This is a genomic window from Nocardia noduli (genome assembly GCF_019038455.1).
Classification (GTDB): domain Bacteria; phylum Actinomycetota; class Actinomycetes; order Mycobacteriales; family Mycobacteriaceae; genus Nocardia; species Nocardia noduli.
Genome location: NZ_JAFMPL010000013.1, coordinates 76,602 through 95,182, shown reverse-complemented (window position 1 = coordinate 95,182; position 18,581 = coordinate 76,602). Strand labels below are relative to the sequence as shown.

The 18,581-nt window shown below is 66.6% G+C and carries 19 protein-coding genes; 10 read left to right on the top strand and 9 right to left on the bottom strand.

Annotated features, from left to right (window positions below; all coding sequences use genetic code 11):
* The first annotated feature begins 1 nt into the window (after position 1).
* Positions 2–766: an enoyl-CoA hydratase/isomerase family protein gene (locus tag JZ792_RS10930; protein ID WP_216909539.1), complete on the top strand. Its 765-nt coding sequence runs from the start codon at positions 2–4 to the stop codon at positions 764–766.
* A gap of 213 nt (positions 767–979) precedes the next feature.
* Here the strand turns inward: JZ792_RS10930 and JZ792_RS10925 are convergent, their stop codons facing one another.
* Positions 980–1,753, bottom strand: a complete 774-nt coding sequence (locus JZ792_RS10925) for an SDR family NAD(P)-dependent oxidoreductase (RefSeq protein WP_216909537.1) — start codon at positions 1,751–1,753, stop codon at positions 980–982.
* Entirely contained in the window at positions 1,750–2,514 is a 765-nt protein-coding gene (locus JZ792_RS10920) for an SDR family NAD(P)-dependent oxidoreductase (RefSeq protein WP_109530472.1), read from the bottom strand. The genes JZ792_RS10925 and JZ792_RS10920 overlap by 4 nt, the downstream gene beginning before the upstream one ends.
* A gap of 124 nt (positions 2,515–2,638) precedes the next feature.
* Between JZ792_RS10920 and JZ792_RS10915 the strand changes: the two genes are divergently transcribed.
* The gene (locus tag JZ792_RS10915) at positions 2,639–3,784 is read left to right on the top strand and encodes a thiolase family protein (protein ID WP_109530471.1); all 1,146 of its coding nucleotides are present in this window, start codon (positions 2,639–2,641) and stop codon (positions 3,782–3,784) included.
* A gap of 55 nt (positions 3,785–3,839) precedes the next feature.
* The gene (locus tag JZ792_RS10910) at positions 3,840–4,721 is read left to right on the top strand and encodes an ArgK/MeaB family GTPase (protein WP_438804323.1); all 882 of its coding nucleotides are present in this window, start codon (positions 3,840–3,842) and stop codon (positions 4,719–4,721) included.
* A 33-nt stretch (positions 4,722–4,754) separates the two neighbouring features.
* On the opposite strand, the gene JZ792_RS10905 is transcribed toward JZ792_RS10910, so the two are convergent.
* Positions 4,755–5,408, bottom strand: coding sequence for a TetR/AcrR family transcriptional regulator (locus JZ792_RS10905; RefSeq protein ID WP_109530623.1), 654 nt, complete (start codon positions 5,406–5,408; stop codon positions 4,755–4,757).
* Positions 5,409–5,708: 300 nt separating this feature from the next.
* Between JZ792_RS10905 and JZ792_RS10900 the strand changes: the two genes are divergently transcribed.
* Together JZ792_RS10900 and JZ792_RS10895 are read left to right on the top strand one after the other, a co-directional pair.
* On the top strand, positions 5,709–6,494 hold the full coding sequence (locus JZ792_RS10900; protein WP_109530470.1) for an enoyl-CoA hydratase: 786 nt from the start codon (positions 5,709–5,711) through the stop codon (positions 6,492–6,494).
* Positions 6,495–6,739: 245 nt separating this feature from the next.
* Entirely contained in the window at positions 6,740–7,255 is a 516-nt protein-coding gene (locus JZ792_RS10895) for an MTB12 C-terminal domain-containing protein (protein WP_216909535.1), read from the top strand.
* 144 nt (positions 7,256–7,399) lie between these two features.
* On the opposite strand, the gene JZ792_RS10890 is transcribed toward JZ792_RS10895, so the two are convergent.
* From JZ792_RS10890 to JZ792_RS10865, 6 genes are read right to left on the bottom strand one after another with little or no spacing between them, the layout of a single operon-like run.
* Positions 7,400–8,212: an acyl-CoA dehydrogenase family protein gene (locus tag JZ792_RS10890; protein ID WP_216909533.1), complete on the bottom strand. Its 813-nt coding sequence runs from the start codon at positions 8,210–8,212 to the stop codon at positions 7,400–7,402.
* Positions 8,209–9,324, bottom strand: coding sequence for an acyl-CoA dehydrogenase family protein (locus JZ792_RS10885; protein ID WP_216909531.1), 1,116 nt, complete (start codon positions 9,322–9,324; stop codon positions 8,209–8,211). Before JZ792_RS10885 ends, JZ792_RS10890 begins: the two co-directional genes overlap by 4 nt.
* Complete coding sequence (locus JZ792_RS10880; RefSeq protein WP_216909529.1) at positions 9,321–9,737, bottom strand: nuclear transport factor 2 family protein; 417 nt, start codon at positions 9,735–9,737, stop codon at positions 9,321–9,323. Before JZ792_RS10880 ends, JZ792_RS10885 begins: the two co-directional genes overlap by 4 nt.
* On the bottom strand, positions 9,724–10,965 hold the full coding sequence (locus JZ792_RS10875; protein WP_216909527.1) for a metal-dependent hydrolase family protein: 1,242 nt from the start codon (positions 10,963–10,965) through the stop codon (positions 9,724–9,726). The genes JZ792_RS10880 and JZ792_RS10875 overlap by 14 nt, the downstream gene beginning before the upstream one ends.
* 4 nt (positions 10,966–10,969) lie before the next feature.
* Entirely contained in the window at positions 10,970–11,329 is a 360-nt protein-coding gene (locus tag JZ792_RS10870) for a hypothetical protein (protein ID WP_109530464.1), read from the bottom strand.
* Positions 11,310–12,581: an aromatic ring-hydroxylating oxygenase subunit alpha gene (locus JZ792_RS10865; RefSeq protein WP_216909525.1), complete on the bottom strand. Its 1,272-nt coding sequence runs from the start codon at positions 12,579–12,581 to the stop codon at positions 11,310–11,312. Before JZ792_RS10865 ends, JZ792_RS10870 begins: the two co-directional genes overlap by 20 nt.
* Positions 12,582–13,029: 448 nt before the next feature.
* Between JZ792_RS10865 and JZ792_RS10860 the strand changes: the two genes are divergently transcribed.
* Genes JZ792_RS10860 through JZ792_RS10840 form a run of 5 tightly spaced genes read left to right on the top strand, consistent with a single transcriptional unit; the run spans position 13,030 to position 18,384 of the window.
* A complete protein-coding gene (locus JZ792_RS10860) occupies positions 13,030–14,415 on the top strand; it encodes an ABC transporter substrate-binding protein (RefSeq protein WP_308165246.1) in 1,386 nt (461 codons plus the stop codon).
* A 16-nt stretch (positions 14,416–14,431) separates the two neighbouring features.
* Positions 14,432–16,555: a branched-chain amino acid ABC transporter permease gene (locus JZ792_RS10855; RefSeq protein WP_216909523.1), complete on the top strand. Its 2,124-nt coding sequence runs from the start codon at positions 14,432–14,434 to the stop codon at positions 16,553–16,555.
* Positions 16,533–17,246 carry an ABC transporter ATP-binding protein gene (locus tag JZ792_RS10850; protein WP_216909521.1) on the top strand — a complete coding sequence of 238 codons (714 nt, stop codon included), beginning with the start codon at positions 16,533–16,535 and terminating at the stop codon, positions 17,244–17,246. Before JZ792_RS10855 ends, JZ792_RS10850 begins: the two co-directional genes overlap by 23 nt.
* A gap of 11 nt (positions 17,247–17,257) precedes the next feature.
* Positions 17,258–18,013 carry an ABC transporter ATP-binding protein gene (locus JZ792_RS10845; RefSeq protein WP_216909519.1) on the top strand — a complete coding sequence of 252 codons (756 nt, stop codon included), beginning with the start codon at positions 17,258–17,260 and terminating at the stop codon, positions 18,011–18,013.
* The gene (locus tag JZ792_RS10840) at positions 18,010–18,384 is read left to right on the top strand and encodes a hypothetical protein (RefSeq protein WP_216909517.1); all 375 of its coding nucleotides are present in this window, start codon (positions 18,010–18,012) and stop codon (positions 18,382–18,384) included. Before JZ792_RS10845 ends, JZ792_RS10840 begins: the two co-directional genes overlap by 4 nt.
* Positions 18,385–18,581 lie beyond the last annotated feature (197 nt).

The window sequence follows — 18,581 nt, the reverse complement described above, 5'->3', positions numbered from 1 at the left end:
CATGTACGACATGCCCGACGAGATCCAGGTCGAGGCCGACGGCCCGCTGCGGATCATCACCCTGAATCGGCCCGACGCGCTCAACGCGGTCAACGACGACCTGCACGCGGGTCTGGCCAGGCTCTGGCCCCGGCTCAGCCGCGACCGTGACGCGCGGGTCGCGGTGCTGACCGGTGCGGGCAAGGCCTTCTCGGCCGGTGGCGATTTCGCCTACCTCGCCGAACTGGGCAGCGACGCGGATCTGCGCGCCAAAACCATCTCCGACGGCCGCGACATCGTCCTCGGGATGACGCGCTGCCGGGTACCGGTGGTGGCCGCGGTGAACGGCCCCGCCGTGGGACTGGGATGCAGTCTGGTCGCACTCAGCGATGTGGCCTACATCGCCGAGACCGCGTACCTGAAGGATCCGCACGTCCAGGTGGGACTGGTCGCCGCCGACGGCGGTCCGCTGACCTGGCCGTTGCACACGAGTCTGCTTCTCGCCAAGGAATACGCGCTGACCGGCGCGAAGATTCCGGCCGAGCGGGCGCGCGAGATGGGGCTGGTGAATCATGTTGTCGCCGATCCGCTCAACGAAGCCCTCGCCTGCGCCAAGCGCATCCTCGAACTGCCGCGTCAAGCCGTCGAGAGCACCAAGCGGCTGATGAACGTGCATCTGGAGCGCGCGGTCCTGGCGACGCTGGATTACGCGCTCGCCGCGGAGGAAGCCTCCTTCCAGACCGAGGAATTCCACGCGGTGATCGCGGGTCTCACCAAGCGCGGCTGATTTGTCGGTCGGCGTGCCGCACCGTATGGCGCGCCGACCGGTCGTGGCGACCACCACGAACGCCGCGACAACGAAAATCCCCCGGAAACCACAGTTTCCGGGGGATTTTCACGTTCTGATCGGCGAGCCGTGCGCTCGGCCCGAGCGGACATTCTCGCTCGCGAGATGCGGGATGCCGCTGCTTTGTGGGGATTTCGACCGCTCAGGCCGTTGTCAGCGGGCCGCGATGAGATGTTCGGAACGCTGCACGGTTCCGGTGATCCCGTCGGCGTTCTGGGCCGCGAGCAGGACTGCCGCGTCGGCCATCGCCTCGGGCGGCTCGACCATTTCCGGTGGAATCTCGCGTCCGCCGCTGCCTGCCTGCCAGCCTTCGGTCAGTACGACCCTGGTCGGGCTCAGGCAGTTGACGGCGATATTGTCGCCACGCAGGTCCGAGGCCAAGCCGAGGTACATTCGCTCGACCGCGGCTTTGGAGATCCAGTAGGCGTTCGAGCCCCGGTCGATCATGTCGACGCCGGTGGTGGTGATCGCGATGAGTGAACCGCCGCCGCGAGCCCGCAGATGCGGAATCGCCGCCTTGGTCACCAGGAAGACTCCGGTCAGATTCACATCCAGGCACAGCTGCCAGCGTTTGAGCGGCGTCTTCTCGATCGGCGCCAGCCACATCACACCCGCGTTGGCCACGAGGATGTCGATGCCGCCGAACTCGGCGACGGTCGCGGCGATCGCGGATTCGACGGATTCCTCGTTCGTGACATCGCACGGCACGGGTAGCGCTCGGCCGCCCGCCGCGGTGATGCGTTGCGCGACAGCGTGAATCGTTCCGGGCAGCGCGCCTTCCTGTTCGGAACGCGCGGCGACGGCGACCGAGGCGCCCGCCGCGGCGAGCCCTTCGGCCACGGCCGCGCCGATACCGCGGCTCGCGCCCGCCACGAAGGCGACCTTGCCGGTCAGGTCGCCTGTCGCGGGTAGAACTGTGTCACTCATTTCGGCGGGAAACGCAGCGCGCCGTCGAGACGGATGACCTCGCCGTTGAGGTAGTCGTTGTCGATGATCGACAGCGCCAGCTTGGCGTACTCGTCGGAACGGCCCATACGCTTGGGGAAGGGGACCTGCGGACCCCAGTAGCCCTCGAGCTGGTCAGCCGCCTTGCCGTATGCGGGGGTGTTCACGGTGCCGGGGGCGATGCTCACCACGCGGATACCCGCGGGGGACAGGTCGCGCGCGGCCACCAGGGTCATACCGACCACGCCACCCTTGGCGGCGGCGTAGGGGAGCTGACCGATCTGGCCCTCGAACGCGGCGATCGAGGCGGTGTTGATGATCACACCGCGGGCGCCTTCCTCCAGCGGCTCGGTCTTGGCGATCGCGGCCGCCGACAGACGCAGGATGTTGAACACCGCGGTGAGGTAGAACTCGATGGTGGTACGGAAACCATCGAGAGCCAGCGGGGAGCCGTCCTTGCCGATCAGCCTGCCGCCCGAGGCGGGGCCGCCGTGGGTGTCGACCGAGATCCGCAGCGGGCCGAGGGCTTCGGCCTCGGCGATGGCCGCGAGCACCGAATCCTCGTCGGTGGCGTCGGTGTGTACGTAGGTGATGCCGAGCTCGTTCGCGAGCTCTTTGCCCTTGTCGTCGGCCACGTCGGCGACGACGACCTTCGCGCCTGCCGCGTGCAGTCGACGGACGGTCGCCTCGCCGAGACCACCGGTTCCACCGACGACGAGCGCGGAGCTTCCACTTATCTGCATGTCATAATCCTATCTTGCAACTGTCACTCTCGTACTGAGAAAATAGCATTCTCGCGACTATCGGCATGATTGCCGAAAAGCTCTCGAATCGCAATCTCGTCCGCTCGTAAATGGAGGCCAACCAATGCCTGAAGCCGTCATCGTGTCCGCCCTGCGGACCCCCATCGGCACCGCGCGCAAGGGCACCCTGCGCGCCACCAACGCCTTCGATCTCGCCAAGCATGTCGTCAGTGCCGCCGCCGAAGGTCTCGATGCCGACCGCATCGACGACGTGGTCCTCGGTGAGGGCCGCTACGGCGGCGGCGTGCTCGCCCGCCACGCGGCCGTGACCGCCGGGCTCACCTCCGCGCCGGGCGTGGCGCAGAACCGGCACTGCGCGGCCGGAATGGCCGCGGTGCAAAGTGCGGCGGGCAGCATCCGGGCCGGAATGGACGAACTGATCATCGCGGGCGGTGTGAACTCCGATTCCACCGCGCCCCGGGTCCGGTTCCAGGTCGGCGAGGACTCCTGGATCGACCCGTGGGTCTCGCCCAGCCACCCTGATCGCCCGGATGCCCCGGCGATGGATATGTCCATCACCGTCGGCTGGAACGCCGCGGTCAAGGCCGGGCTCACCCGTGACGACCTCGACGCGTGGGCGCTGCGCTCGCACCGCAATGCCATCGCCGCCATCGACGAGGGCCGTTTCAAGGAAGAGATCGTCCCGATCGACACCCCGTTCGGCCTGTTCGACACCGACGAGCACCCGCGTCGCGACACCAGCCTGGAGAAGCTGGGCTCGCTGAAGGTGCTGCACCCGGAGATCGAGGGCTTCTCGATCACCGCGGGCAACTCCTCGGGCGCCAACGACGGCGCGGCCGCACTGGCCATCGCCAGCGACGCGCTCGGCCTGCCCGCCCTCGGCTACATCCGCTCGTGGGCCTCGGTCGGCGTCGATCCCGCCATCACCGGCCTCGCGCCCATCGAGGCGATCAACAAGGCCGTCAAGCGGGCCGGGATCTCGCTGTCGGAAGTGAAGCTCATCGAGATCAACGAGGCGTTCGCCTCCGTTCCGATCGCGGCCATCCGGGCGCTGGACCTGGACCCGGACTCGGTCAACTTCAGCGGCAGCGGCTGCTCGCTCGGACACCCCGTCGCCGCCACCGGTGCGCGGATGATCGTCACCCTGGTGCACGAACTGCGTCGTCGCGGCGGCGGTTTCGGCATCGCCGCGCTGTGCGCGGGCGGCGGCATGGGTTCGGCCACCGTGATCGAGGTCCCCGCCCCGTGATCGGGCCGGACACGCACTGGCAGGACACCGTGGACACGACGGTTCGGAGCAGGCGGTGATCGCGGAGACCGCGACCATCGCCGAACTGCTCGATCAGGCGAGGTCGGGCTCGGCACGGGCCACGGGCAGGCTGCTCAGCCTGGTCGAGGGCGAGCGTCGCGACGAAGTGCAGGCGGCGCTCGGTACCGGCACGATCCGGGTCATCGGGGTGACCGGTCCGCCCGGGGCGGGTAAGTCGACGACGATCGCGGCGCTGGTCGCCGCGTACCGGTCGCGCGGACTGCGGGTCGCGGTACTGGCCGTCGACCCGTCCTCGCCCTACAGCGGCGGTGCGCTGCTGGGGGACCGGATCCGGATGGCCAGGCATATCAACGACGCCGACGTGCTGATCCGTTCGCTGGCCACCCGCGGGCATCTCGGTGGACTGTCCGCCGCGGTGCCCGCGGCCCTGCGGCTGCTCGCGGAATTGAAATACGACGTCGTCATGCTGGAGACGGTCGGCGTCGGGCAATCCGAGATCGAGATCGCGGCCGTCGCCGATCCCACCCTGGTGATCCTGAATCCCGGTGCGGGCGACGCGGTTCAGGCCGCCAAGGCCGGTCTGCTGGAAGTGGCCGACCTGCTGGTGGTGAACAAGGCCGACCGGGAGGGCGCCGAGCGCACCGTGCGCGATCTGCGCGCGGAGTCCGATGTCCCGATCCTCACCCTGATCGCCTCGCGCGACGAGCGGATCGAGGAACTGGTCGAGGCGATCGATGCCCACCATCGGGCCGATACCCCCGCGCGGCGTGCCGCGCGCGCCCGTGCCCAGATCCTGTCGCTGGCGCAGTCGTTGATGCGTTCACATCCGGAACTGGATCGACTGGCCGAGGCGGTCGCCTCGGGCGATCGCGATGCCTACGGCGCCGCCGCGGCACTGCTGACTTCGCGGGAGTGAGTCGGCGCGATCACGGCCTCGCCCGCGGGAGAACTAGCCGCGGGCGAAGCCGTGAGCGCAGAAGTTCCAGACCTCGGACGCGGTGATCGTGTGCTGCGTGTCGTCCTCGGACACCCCGGCCGACTGCGCGGTGAACATGACCGTCTGCATGACCATGGCGGCCATGCGGCGCGAGTTGATGTCGGGGGGAACCTGTTTCGCCTCTTTGGCGAGTTCCATCAGTTCGGAGAACAGCGCGAGCATCGGCGCGTGCGCGATCTTCACCTGGCTGGGATGGGTGACCAGCAGCTGCGGCGCGAAATCGGTGAACAGCGGACGCTGCGCGGCGGGATCGGGACGGCACAGTTCGAACAGCAGCTCGACAGTCACCTGGAGCTTGTCCAGCGGGTCGGTGGGGCCGTCCGCGGCGGCGCGCAACTGTTCGGCGATGCGGCTCAGCGCGTCCTCGAAGAGGGCGAGCAGCAGTTCGTGTTTGCCGTCGAATTGCAGGTAGAAGCTGCGCAGCGATTGCCGGGAGCGATCGACGACCTCCTGTACCGTGAAGTCCGTCGTGCCCTTCTCGGTGATGATCGCCTGCGCGGCGTCGAGGAAGCGCTGAACGCGTTCCTCGGCACGTAATTTCGCACTGCGTAGGGAGCGCTCCACCGCGCGCTGTTTCCATGCGGGCTTCTCACTCAGGCTTGTCACCGGCGCCTCGGCCCTGGGTCGTCTGAAGAGAACATGGATGCACTGTACCGGAAATGCCAAAATTTTCGGGTTCCGTCGATTACGGTCCTCCTTATTGGAGACTATCCTTTCCGGTAGTGAGAATGTTATTCTCGCATCTGATCAGGCATCGACGCTGGCAAGGAGGCAAGCCGGATGTTCGTGGCGTACGGCTCCGACCGACCGCCGGGGCGCACACATGGCGCCGGTCGTGGGCCGGATATCCAGCGCACCATCGTGGCCGGGCGTGTGCCCGGTCATCCACGGAGTTGAGGAGTCGTCTTGTACATTCGCTACGAGGTGGCGGACAAGATCGCCACCATTTCGCTCGACCGGGCCGACGCGGCCAACGCGCAGAACAGTGAACTGCTCGACGAACTCGATGCCGCCTGGACACGCGCCGCCGACGACGACGATGTCGCGGTCATCGTGCTGCGTGCCGAGGGCAAGCACTTCTCGGCGGGGCACGATCTGCGGGCGGGTTCGAAGGCGGATTGGGGCAAGATCACCCTCGAGCGGATCTACACCAACGAGGCCCGCCGCTATCTCGAGTACTCGCTGCGCTGGCGCAACGTCCCCAAACCGTCCATCGCCTCCGTGCAGGGCCGCTGCATCGCGGGCGGGCTGCTGCTGGTCTGGCCGTGCGATCTCATCGTCGCCGCCGACGACGCCCAGTTCTCCGACCCGGTCGTGCTCATGGGCATCGGCGGCGTCGAATACCACGGCCACACCTGGGAACTCGGGGCGCGCAAGGCCAAGGAGATCCTGTTCACCGGGCGACCGGTGACCGCCGAGGAGGCCGCGCAGGTCGGCATGGTCAACACCGTCGTGCCGCGCGCCGAACTCGACGAGCAGACCAGGGCGCTGGCCACCAGGATCGCGGCCATGCCGCGGTTCGGACTGCGCCAGGCCAAACGCGCGGTCAATCAGACCCTGGATGTGCAGGGGTTCTACGCTGCCATCCAGTCCGTATTCGATGTGCACCAGACGGGTCACGGAAATGCCCTCAGCGAGAACGGTTTACCGATTCTGGTGCAGCTGGAAGACATGAAGGCGAATATCGAATAATTCGCCCCAATGTTTACGGCATCGCTTACAGTTTTTCCGAGTCGCTGGTGACCCGCGTAGCGACCGGTACGCCGGTATCGACAACATCGAGTCGGCCGCCGGTATCGCCGAGCAGGCGTAACCGGTGATGAAGCACAGATCTCGCCGCACCCATCTATACGACGCGATCGTGCACAAATGAATGTCCGGCAAATCGGGGCACCGAGGCCGTTCAGCAATTCCCTTTCCTGAGACGAGGATTTCTCATGCGCATTTCGTTCCCCCGCACTGCCGCGGTGTGTAGTGGTCTCGCGCTCGTCGCGGCCGTCGCCCTGACCGGCTGCAGCTCCGATGACGAGTCGACCAGTTCGACATCGACGTCCGCTTCGGCGGGCAGCGCCGCGAGCTCGGCCGCCGCCGCGCCCGGCGCCGCCGATGCCGAGACCACCAAGGCGATCACCGACGCCTACACCGTGTTCTTCAACGCCGCCGCGCCGGTCGATCAGCGCATCGCGTCGGTCGAGAAGGGCGATATCTTCGCGCCGGTCCTGCAGGCGCAGGCGGCCGACCCGGCCAAGGGTGGCACCACCGCCACCGTTTCGGCCGTCAAGACGGTCGACGCGACCAACGCCAAGGTCACCTACACGCTGCTCATGGGCGGCAACCCGGTGCTGCCGAACCAGGGTGGCGAGGCCGTGAAGATCGACGGCAAGTGGAAGGTCGGCGCCAGCACCTTCTGCGCGCTGATGGCCCTCCAGGGTGGCACTTCGGCCGCCTGCTGATTCCAGCAGCCTGCCGATGAGCCGGTAGAAACACCGAATGGCCCGGTCCCGACACAGAGTCGGGGACCGGGCCATTCGGCGTTCGGAGTGCTGTTTCGAGGTACTACGTCGGGGTGCCGCGGAGTCGGACGCCGAACGGACGGCTCAGAGCTGAGCCAGTCGCGGCGCCGAACCCGCCTCGCGGATGAGCGCACCCGCCTCGCGGGTGAGTTCCCTTGCGCTGCCGAGTAATCCGTCCAGCACCAGGGTGCGGCGGACATGCCGGGACAGATCGTGTTCCGCGGTGAAACCGATACCGCCGAGCACCTGCTGGCAGTGCCTGGACGCGGTGAGCGCGGCGTGGCCCGCCGCGGCCTTCGCCAGCAGCGCGCCGAGTTCGCCGTCGGCGTTGTTCAGGGCGGCTTCGGCCCCTTCCAACGCGACGAGGGTTTCGGCGAGCCGATGCCGCACAGCTTGGAAGGACGCCAGCGGACGGCCGAACTGGGTGCGCTCGACGGCATGGCGCCTGGCGAGGGCGAGCATGGTGTGGCCCGTGCCGAGCAACCACCAGCCCAGCGCCCGCCTGCCCTCGGCCAGGGCCTCGGCGGGAAGCGCCGTCCCTTCCGTGAGCGTGCGCAGCGCTAGTTCCTCGTCGACCGCGCCACCGGTGGAGCCCGTGCTGTCCCAGATCACGAAGGTGCCGCCGGCGAACGGCAGTGTCACCGGATCGGTTCCGGTCCAGCCGGCGGCCCTGCGCACCACGTCGTTGAGTACCGAGGCGTGCGCCCCCGTCTCACCGAGCAGCCGGAACACCAGCGGCACGGCCAGATCCGGCAGGTCGTCGAGCAGATCCGGCCAGCCAAGTTCGGCGAGCGCGGTGTCGAGCTCGTGACCGCTGGCCGAGGTCAGGGTTTTGCGCAGTGTGTCGGTGAGCAGTTCGAGTTCGGCCCGATCGGCACCGGAATCGGCCACGGTCATTCCTTCCCCAGGTCCAGCAATCGCCGGGCGATGATATTGCGCTGGATCTCGGCGGTTCCGCCGTAGATCGTGGCCGCCCGCGAGTAGAGAAATTCGGTGCGCCAAGGCGATTCGCCGAATTCCACCTCGCCGGGGAGCAGATCGCGCGCGGTGTCGAACAGACGCTGTTCGGCGGTCGCGAGCAGCACCTTGTCGATCGAGGTCTCCGCGCCGAGCCGTTCGCCCGCGGCCAATCGGCGCTGGGTTCCCAGGGATCGGCACCGCACGGTGTGCAGGGCGAGGTAGGCCGCGCCGAGTTCGGCGTCGTCGGCGCTGGTCGTCTGCTCGATCACCTGGTCGAGCCGGGTGAGCAGATAGGCGATCCGATGCCAGAAACACGTCGAACGTTCGTAGGGCAGCAGATCCATCGCCACCCGCCAGCCGTCGCCCGGTTTGCCGAGCATGCGATCGGCGGGCACGACGACGTCGTCGAAGAACACCTCGGCGAATTCGTCGACGCCGTGCATGGTGCGCAGCGGACGGACGGTGATGCCGGGGGAGTCCATGTCGACGAAGAAGGCGGTGATGCCGTCGTGGCCGGGACCGGTGCGGGTGAGCAGGACACAGCGGGCGGCGTACTGGGCCAGGCTGGTCCACACCTTCTGACCGCTCACCACCCATTCGTCACCGCGCTGGGTCGCCTTGGTGGACAAGGAGGCCAGATCGCTGCCCGAGCCGGGTTCGGAGAAGCCCTGGCACCACTGTTCGCGGCCGGAGAGCAGCAGCGGCACCATCTCCGCCGCCAGTTCCGGTCGCGCGTAGGAGATCATCGTCGGCGCGAGCACCTCGATCATCGAATAGATGCCGGGTTCGGCCAGATCGCGGGTGGCGACCTCCTCGCCGAGGATCGCGCGCAGCGCGGCAGGGCCACCGAGGCCGGTCACTTCGGCGGGCCAGCCGTAGCGCATCCAGTCCGCGTCGTAGAGCGCGCGACGGACCCGCATCAACTGCTCGACCTGTCCGTCGAGCGAGTGATCCGGGCCCGGGGTCAGATCGTTGTCTTCGAGCCACGCGCGCAGACCGTCGCGGAATGCGGCGATCTGCGCGTGCGGGTCGGTGTCTACCGCCGTCATGCCTTGGAACGCTCGAAGGCGTGCGGGATTCCGGAGTCGTGATCGCCGTTGCGACGGATGAAGGTCATCCGTCGCGTCTTGATCCGCCAGCCGTCCTCGGTGCGGACGATGTGGTCGGTGTAGTACCCGATCCGCATGTCGTGGGTGCTGTTGTCGATGAAGCACAGCGGCTGGGTGCCCGCCGCGGTGTCACCATCGATGTCGAGAACCGGTGTGCCCGTGAGGAACAGGCCCTTGGGCGCGGCGGCGACCAACTCCGGGAACAGGTCAAGGGTGTAGGTGTCGCCGAACGCGCTGTAGGTGCCGTCCGGGGTGAACACCTTCACCACCCCGTCGATATCGCCCTGCGTGATGTACACGGCGTATCGGGCCAGCAACTGCTGGATATCCAGCAGGTCGTCATTTCTGGACATAGATCTTTCCGCCTTTCATCACGAATCGCACGTCCCTGGTGACGGTGATGTCGTGCACGGGATCGCCGGGGACGGCGATGATGTCGGCCAGTTGTCCCTCGGCCAGCCTGCCGCGGTCGGTGACCCCGATCAGTTCGGCACCGTTGATCGTCGCCGCCCGCAGCACGTCGATCGCGGGCAGACCGCGTTCGACGAGCGCGACCAGTTCGTCGGCGTTGCGGCCGTGCGGGATCGCGGGCGCGTCGGTGCCGACCGCGATCTTGACCCCCGCCTTGTAGGCGGCCAGCACCGAGGTGCGGGCCTTGGGGAACATCAACGCGGCTTTGGCCTGCAATTCGGGCTCGGCCTTGGACACGTCCATGGCGTCGGCGAGGCGGGTCGTCGGCACCAGCCAGGTGCCGTTCTCGACCATCAGGTCGATCGCCTCGTCATCGATGAGGAACCCGTGCTCGATGCAGTCGATACCCGCGGCGACCGCGTGCTTGACCGCTTCGGCGCCGTGGGTGTGCGCCGCGACCTTGAGTCCGCGCCGATGCGCCTCGTCGACGATCGCGAGCAGTTCCTCGTCCGAATAATGCTGTGCGCCGGGCTCTCCCGTCAGGGACATGACGCCACCTGACACGCAGATCTTGATCAGCTGCGCGCCGTGCTTGATCTGGTACCGCACCGCCTTGCGCACCTCGTCCACACCGTTGGCGATTCCCTCTTCGAGGGTCAGGTGCAGCACGTCGGGCGCGAAGGCGGCGAACATCGTCGGATCGAGATGACCGCCGGTCGGGGTGATCGCGTGTCCGGCGGGCACGATCCGCGGGCCGTCGATCCAGCCCGAATTGATCGCTTTGCCCAACGCCACGTCGAGCAGATAACCGCCGGTCTTGACGAACAGGCCGAGGTTGCGGACGGTGGTGAAACCCGCACGCAGCGTGCGACGGGCATTGCCCACCGCACGCAGCATGCGCAGTGCCGGGTCGTCCTTGACACTGGAGGCCAAGCCGGTTTCGCCCCGGCCTCCCATCAGGAGGTTGACCTCCATGTCCATCAGGCCCGGCATCAGGACGACGTCGCCCAGATCGATGACCTCACCGGATTCGACCTCACCCGACACGGCTGTGTCGGTACCGCCGACACCGACGATCCGATCGTCCTCGATCCGGACGATGCCGGGGCGGACGATGGTGCCGGTGTCGACGTCGAGCAGGCCGGCGGCTTTCAGTGTCAGCGCCGTCATGGGGTCAGACCACAGGCTCGTGGACCAACGCCACGTAGGCCGCGCCGGAGTCGGGCACGCGGGCCTGGCTCCAGCATTCGATCGGGAACGACACCATCACGACCGACTGCAACAGGTGGAACAGGTTGCGAGCCTCGTCGGGCAGATCGTTGATGTCGAACTTGTCGCAGTAGTCGAGCGCGGCGTCGAGGTGCTCCATGCCGACGTCGTAGAGGTCCTGCATCTCCTCCATCGACGAGGCGAGGCGCTTGGTGTAGCGCTCGGGCTCGGTCGGCAGGATCCAGGCGGAGAACCGGGAGAGGGCGGCGAACTCTTCGGGCAGCTGCTTGGTCACGGTCGCGGCCTCAGTTGTTGACGTTGTCATTGCGGTATTCCTCCACGATTCGCTGGACGGTGGTGTGCAGGTGGCGCAGCAGCACTTCCTGGTCGTTGAGCGGGAAGTCGCTGATCTCGCGGGTGGCGAGCATGGTCTGGGTGGCCTCGAGGGTGTTCGCGTCCTGCAACGCGTACTCCTTGAAGGTCACGGCGGCCAGTTCCTGGGCCAGCCGCTCACGCGCGGTCTTGGCGGGAACGAAGTACAGGTTGGCCTCGAAGATGTGCTTGTTCACCGCGGTCGGCCAGTAGTGGTACGTCAGGTACCAGCCCGGCGCCCAGAACAGCAGCGACATATTCGGGAAGATCTCGAACTCGTCGATGCCCCACGCGCGGTGGCGGGCCGGGTTGATGCCCTCGGGCAGCGGGTCCAGGCCCTCGATATCGGGGCGATCCCACGGACCGAAAAGGCCGCTGCGCAGTTTGCGCTCGATCGGCTTGACCATGCTCGGGTCCTTCGGCGGGGCCATGCCGCCCCACGAGGAGACCATCGAATGCGGCGCCTCGATCTGGTAGTGCAGCGCCTCGAAGCCGACGTCGAGCAGCTTGCTGGCCTCGTCCTTGACCGCCTGCTTCTGGTGCAGGATCGGCGCGTGGTAGAACTCGGCGAACGCGTCGATGAACAGCTTCCAGTTGCTGCCGATCTCGGCCTTGTAGCTGTAGACCTCGGTCATCTCGTGGAACGGGTAACCCTCGGTGCCCTTCACCAGCGGGCCGAGGAACTCGGTCAGCGGCTTGGCGTTGACGTCGAGGTTGATGAAGATGAACCCCTCCCACACCTCGCAACGGATGGTCTTGAGGCCGTACTTGCTCTTGTCCAGGTCGAAGAATTCCTTCTCCTGCTGGACGAAGGCCAGATCGCCGTTGAGTTCGTAGCGCCACGCGTGGTACTTGCAGGTGAACTGACGGCAGGAGCCCGAGGTCTCCTCGTTCGGGAAGTCGTCCCACACCAGCTTGTTACCGCGGTGACGGCAGATGTTGTGGAAGGCGTGGATCTCGCCGTCGCGGTCCTTGTTGATCACGACCGAGGAGCCGATGCAGGGCAGTTCCTTGGTGAAGTAGCTGCCGACGCGGGGGAGTTGCTCGACCCGGCCGACGTTCAGCCAGTTCCGGCGGAAGATCGCGTGGCGCTCGTCCTCGTAGAAGGCGGGGTCGACCGAGTCGGTGTAGTCCACCGGCCCCGTGCCGAGCTCGGGATAGTTCTGCGTCCAGCTTCCCGCAGCCGGCTTGCTGAATTTTGCCAAGGGATTACCTTTCCTGGTCCGGCGGATCGCCGAAGGGGTTGACTGCCATGACCGGTGGGCGGTCCGGTCAAGACCTGAGGCGGGCCACGCGGTGACAGCCCGAAACCGAGCTGTCCCCCCGTGGTCCTGCACATTGCTGCTCTCCGTTAAGAGAATAGCATTCTCAAAATCTGTCATCAGATTTTCACGCCGCCGGGCTGCTGTCAATCAGCGGGGTAGAAGTCACTTCACCGGGGGAGGGCTCCCGGCGGGCTGAGGGCGGTCGGACCAGGGGTGCAGGTGTGACTCTCCGAAAAACAGATATTGATTATCCAAATCTGAGAAGATAGTTTCCCTGGAGCGGACGGTGCCATGCCAGGCACCCGCAGCTCATCGACGAGCACGGGCAAGACGTCGAGGACGTATCGGCTTCGCATACGGGACGCCGAGCCCACAGAGGAGGAAAACGGTGAAACCGCAGCGAATAGTCGTTGCCCTGATCGCGATCGCGCTGGTGGCAGCTGGTTGCGCTCGTGAGGGTGGTGGCACCGAGGCCGTCGAAGGTGGTGGCTCGTCGGGGCCCGCCGCCACGGCGAACTTCGGTAGCCTCAACGGCGTCTGTCAGCCCGGCAGCGCGAAAAGCGCTCCGGCGCAGGGTGTCACGGCGTCCGACATCGAGGTCGGCATGTTCTCCGATGTCGGGTTCACCAAGAACCCCGACTACGTCGACGCCGCGAAAGTCTTCACGTCCTGGTGCAACGCCGCGGGTGGTATCAACGGCCGCAAGGTCAACGTGAACCTGCGCGACACCAACCTGATGGAGGTGCGCCAGCGGATGCTGGAAGCCTGCCGTGAGGATTTCGTTCTCGTCGGCGGTAGCGCCGCGCTCGACGGTCTCGGCGTCAAGGACCGACTGAAGTGCACGCTCCCCGAATTCCCCGCGCAGGTCACCCAGGTGCCCAATACCGGCTCCGATCTGCAGGTTCCCTCGTTCGGCGCGTCCGCGTCGGAGAGCGTCAACCCGTATACCGGGCTTTACGAGTGGCTGACCAAAGAGGCCTACCCGGATTCGCTCGGCGCCATCGGCATGATCAACGGCGACTCGCCGATCACCAAGTCGATGGGTGACAAGCAGACCGAGTTCTTCAACGCCGTCGGCGCGAAGATCGTCTACAACGATCTGTACCCGGTCGCGGGCGTCTCGGACTGGACCCCTTACGCGCAGGCGATCAAGGCCAACAACGTCAAGGGCCTGATCTTCCTCGGCGAGTTCCGCTACCTGGCCAAGCTCGAGGACATCCTGACCAGCATGAACTACAAGCTGGACTGGATCGACGCCAACGCCAACGCCTACAACCAGTCCTTCCTGAGCGCGGCGAAGGGTTCGCTGGCCGCGCAGACCAACGTCTCCGACCTCAGCGGCACCGCTCCGCTGGATGCCGCGGGCTCGGTTCCCGCCATCGCGGAGCTGAAGGACCTGTACGCGAAGTACGCACCCGGTGCGGCGATCACCTTCCAGGGACTGCGGGCTTTCCAGACCTGGCTGCTGTTCGCCAAGTCGGCCGCTACCTGCGGCGACAGCCTGACGCGCTCGTGTGTCTACAACGCCGCGATCAAGGAGACCGCCTGGACCGCCGGTGGCTTGCAGGCGCCGATCGATCTGTCCAAGCCGCTCTCGGAGCAGCCGCGCTGCTTCAACGTGCAGCAGGCCACTCCCGACGGCTGGAAGGCCGCCGATTTCAAGCCGAACAACGGTCAGTTCCGTTGTGGATTCACCCCTTACAAGTACACCCAGGATTTCGGCAAGCCGCTGACGCTCGCCGACGTGGGTTTGAGCATGAACGATCTGAAGTGACGGAGCAATCGCACTGATGGAGCAATTCATCGCTTTCGGGATCGTCGGTCTCAGCACCGCCGCGATCTACGCAATCATCGGCAGTGGCCTGGTGCTGACCTACACCACCACCGGTGTGTTCAATTTCGCGCACGGTGCCGCGGGCATGATCTCGGCATTCGTGTACTGGCAGCTCACGATCGGCTGGGGCTGGCCGACCCCGACGGCGATCGTCGCCGTACTACTGGTATTCGCGCCATTGTTCGGCCTGGCCTTCGGAAGGGCGCTCGCGCCCACCCAGGGGCTCGGTGACGCGGAAAAACTCGTGATGACGATCGCGCTGCTCAGCGGCCTGATCGTCCTCGCTCGGTGGATCTGGAATCCGAACGAATCCCGTTCGCTTTCCCGGTTCTTCGCTGACAAGAAGTCGATCGACCTCGGCGTGGTGACCATTACCTGGCACCAGGCACTCACCATGGTGGTTGCCATCGTGGTGGCCATCGCGCTCCGGATCCTGTTGTTCCGCACCAGGACCGGCGCCGAGATGCGGGCGACCGTCGATGATCGCGCGCTGGTGGGTCTCACCGGCGCCGATCCCAAGCGGGCCAACCGGGTCGCCTGGATCCTCGGCATCGAACTGGCCGCGATCGGTGGCATCCTCATCGCGCCCACCGTGGCGCTGGATGCCGCTCAGCTCTCACTGCTGATCGTCAGCGCCTATACCGCCGCCATCTTCGGCAGGCTCAAGAGTCTGCCGATGACATTCCTCGGCGCGGTGGTCGTCGGGCTTATGGAAAGTTATCTGACCGGATACCTTCCGCAGAACGAGTACCTGCCCGGCCTGCGCCTGGCGGCCCCGGCACTGCTGCTCTTCGTGGCATTGCTGGTGTTCCCGCACGGCAGGCTGCGCGGGCGTGATCGCAAACTCAATCCGGTGCCGTTGCCGACCAGATCCGGTTCGGTGGCGTTCGCGGCGACGGTGATCGTGCTCGGCCTGATGTTGGCGACGATGCTGACCGAGTCGGATCTGATCACCTACGGTGCGATGTTCGCCTGGGCCATGATCGCGTTGTCGTATGTCCCGCTCCTGGGTTTCGCCGGGCAGATATCGCTGTGCCAGTTGAGTCTGGCCGGTGTCGGCGCGGTCGCCTACTCCCATCTCGGGCCGGACGGTCAGTGGTGGGCGATACTGGCGGCGATGGGAATCGCCGCGGTGGTCGGGGTGGTGATCGCGATCCCTGCCCTGCGCTTGTCCGGTGTCTACATGGCATTGGCGACGGCGGCGTTCGCGGTCATCCTGGACCGGTGGATCTTCACCCTGCCGTCCTTCGAGATCCTCGGCATCAAGATCTCGCTGTTCGATCAGGGTTCGATCTCGCTCGTCGGGCCGGATCTGTTCGGATGGAAACTCGAGAGCATCGAGGAGATCACCGTCTTCGCGGCCGTCTGCGTCGCGATCGTCGGACTCGCCATCGCGGTGCTGCGGCGCAGCAAGTACGGCCGCAGGCTCATCGCCCTGCGTGACAGCGAGGCGGCCTACGCGACCCTCGGTGGCAGCCTGCTCATCGCCCGGGTCCTGGTGTTCGCCTTCTCGGCGGCCATCGCCGGACTGGGCGGCGCGCTGTACGGCATGCAGTCCCAAGCCGTCGCGCCGGAGCAGTTCGGTCTGGTGTCGGGTCTGCCGATCTTCCTGGTCGTCACCATCGCCGGTCTCGGCGCTGTCGGCGCGGGCATGTTCACCGGTCTCGCTCTCGCGGGTCCGCTGAAGGTGATCCCGGTGCTGTGGCCGGGACTGTCCAACCTCGCACAGGTATTGCCCGCTCTGGGTGGTATCGCCGCGGGTGGCGGTGCGCTCAAGGAAGGCGCCATCGGTCCGTTGCGCCGGGACTGGTTCCCGATGCTGCGCGACAAGATCATCGCGCCGCTGCTGGTCGTGGTGATCCTCGGCCTGTGGGGTCTGCGCCTGATCGACGCGATCGACGGCTGGGGTTTCTTCTTCGGTGTCGTCGCCGCGGTGATCGCCGCACGCTTCTGGCATTCGGAGCGGGTCAAGCCCGATCCGGAGACGCTGGAGATCCCGGTGGAGTGGGTCGGCGTCAAGCGACCGTGGACATCGGAGGACGAGGAGGTGCTCGAACGTGGTGTCACTGCTGGAAGTTGACGATGTCACCGTCGTATTCGGCGGTAACAAGGCTCTGGACAGCGCGGGCCTGCGGGCCGAGCGCGGTCAGGTGACCGGTCTGATCGGGCCGAACGGCGCGGGCAAGTCCACGCTGTTCGACGTGATCGGCGGTCTGCGCAAGCCGACGACCGGGCGGGTGTCCATCGGCGGTGTCGATGTCACCAAGCACGGTCCGGCCAAGCGCGCCAAGCACGGACTGGCCAGGACATTCCAGCGACTGGAACTGTTCGGACGCCTCAGTGTCCGCGACAACCTGCTGGTCGCCGCCGAACTCGGTCCCGAGCGCAGGCGCGCGAGCCGCGCCGTCGACGAGATCATCGAACGGCTCGACCTGCACCACATCGCGGATTCGTCCGCGGACGAGCTGCCGACCGGCACCGGCCGACTGGTCGAGGTCGGACGCGCCATCGCGGCGCGCCCGAGCCTGATCCTGCTCGACGAGCCCGCGGCGGGTCAGGACCACACCGAGACCGAGCGTTTCGGTGAACTGCTCCGCTCGCTGGCCGACGACGGCGCCGCGGTGCTGCTCGTCGAACACGACATGGGTCTGGTGATGAACGTCTGTGATCAGCTGTTCGTGCTGGATCTGGGCAAGATGATCGCCTCGGGTCCGCCCGAGGTCATCCGTGCCGACGAAACCGTACTCGCCGCCTATCTGGGGGACGTATGACAGCCCGAAACATGACGGCCACCGACCTCGAGAAAGCACCGACGAGCACCGCGGCCGCCGAAGGAAACCTGCTGGAACTGCAAGAGGTTCGTGCCGCCTACGGCGCGATCTCGGTATTGCACGGTGTCGACCTCGCGGTCGCACCGGGGCAGGTCGTCGCACTGCTCGGTCCCAACGGCGCGGGCAAGACCACGACACTGCAGGTGATCGCGGGTAATCATCCCGTGGCCTCCGGCCGTCTCGTGCTCGGCGGACGCGATGTCACCGGCGTCGATCCGCGCGACCTGGCTCGGGCGGGCGTCTGCCTCATCCCCGAGGGACGCGGCGTCTTCCCGAACCTCACCGTGCGCGACAACCTGCTGATGATGACCTTCACCGGACGGTCGAAGGCCGAAATCGAGGAGATCGCGTTCAGTCGCTTCCCGATCCTGGGCAAGCGAGCGAACCAGGTCGCGGGCACCATGTCCGGCGGCGAGCAGCAGATGCTGGCGCTGGCACGCGGTCTGGCCACCGATCCGGCTGTGCTGTTGCTCGACGAACTCTCCATGGGCCTGGCGCCCCTGGTGGTCGGGCGGCTCTACGACGAGGTCGCCCAGATCGCCGCGCAGGGTGTCGCGGTACTCGTGGTCGAACAGTTCGCGGCCTCGGTACTCGACACCTGCCATCACGCGGCCGTGCTGGTGCGCGGCAGGGTCGTGCGGCAGGGTCATCCGGAAGACGGAATCCGAAATGAATTGGCAGCCCTCTATTTAGGAAGTTCCACATGACCGAAACACGTGCCGACCGGTTCGTCCAAGAACTGAACGCTCTCAAGATCCCCGATCCGTCGGCAGGCCGCTCCGGATTGTGGTTGCGCACCGGCGTTATCCTGATGGTCGGCGGCCTGGTGGTCGCGGTGCTGGCATACTTCATGTCACACGGCACCACCAACCCGCTGTCGCAGCGCGACGCCATCGTTCTGGCCCTGGGCGGCGTCGCGGCGTCGATCGTCGGATCGGCGCTGTTCCTGCGCTATTCGCTGACCAACTTCCTGCGATTCTGGCTGGCGCGTCAGTCGTTCGACCTCGATGCGCTCGGTAACAGGGTCGTCGGAGCCGACAACAACCGCTACGACGGCGTCGGCGCCGGGTCGAGGTAGTCGACTCACCCGCCATCGCGCGGGTCGTGAATGTCGTATCCGGCGAACACCGTTCGCCGGATACGGACACAAGCCCCCGGTGCAGTGCCGCACCAGTGGCGGCAGACGTTCGGGAAAACTCGTCTCGACTGGGGAGACGGGTGAGCTACGTGCTGGATACCGAACAGACGCCGGGTGGACACGGTGCGTGCGGTCCA

What these genes read in the sequence shown, in the direction of transcription:
- JZ792_RS10930 (WP_216909539.1), top strand. Translation starts at nt 2, where the DNA reads ATGTACGACATGCCCGACGAGATCCAGGTCGAGGCCGACGGCCCGCTG.
- JZ792_RS10925 (WP_216909537.1), bottom strand. Translation starts at nt 1,753, where the DNA reads ATGAGTGACACAGTTCTACCCGCGACAGGCGACCTGACCGGCAAGGTC.
- JZ792_RS10920 (WP_109530472.1), bottom strand. Translation starts at nt 2,514, where the DNA reads ATGCAGATAAGTGGAAGCTCCGCGCTCGTCGTCGGTGGAACCGGTGGT.
- JZ792_RS10915 (WP_109530471.1), top strand. Translation starts at nt 2,639, where the DNA reads ATGCCTGAAGCCGTCATCGTGTCCGCCCTGCGGACCCCCATCGGCACC.
- JZ792_RS10895 (WP_216909535.1), top strand. Translation starts at nt 6,740, where the DNA reads ATGCGCATTTCGTTCCCCCGCACTGCCGCGGTGTGTAGTGGTCTCGCG.
- JZ792_RS10890 (WP_216909533.1), bottom strand. Translation starts at nt 8,212, where the DNA reads ATGACCGTGGCCGATTCCGGTGCCGATCGGGCCGAACTCGAACTGCTC.
- JZ792_RS10885 (WP_216909531.1), bottom strand. Translation starts at nt 9,324, where the DNA reads ATGACGGCGGTAGACACCGACCCGCACGCGCAGATCGCCGCATTCCGC.
- JZ792_RS10880 (WP_216909529.1), bottom strand. Translation starts at nt 9,737, where the DNA reads ATGTCCAGAAATGACGACCTGCTGGATATCCAGCAGTTGCTGGCCCGA.
- JZ792_RS10875 (WP_216909527.1), bottom strand. Translation starts at nt 10,965, where the DNA reads ATGACGGCGCTGACACTGAAAGCCGCCGGCCTGCTCGACGTCGACACC.
- JZ792_RS10870 (WP_109530464.1), bottom strand. Translation starts at nt 11,329, where the DNA reads ATGACAACGTCAACAACTGAGGCCGCGACCGTGACCAAGCAGCTGCCC.
- JZ792_RS10855 (WP_216909523.1), top strand. Translation starts at nt 14,432, where the DNA reads ATGGAGCAATTCATCGCTTTCGGGATCGTCGGTCTCAGCACCGCCGCG.
- JZ792_RS10845 (WP_216909519.1), top strand. Translation starts at nt 17,258, where the DNA reads ATGACGGCCACCGACCTCGAGAAAGCACCGACGAGCACCGCGGCCGCC.
- JZ792_RS10840 (WP_216909517.1), top strand. Translation starts at nt 18,010, where the DNA reads ATGACCGAAACACGTGCCGACCGGTTCGTCCAAGAACTGAACGCTCTC.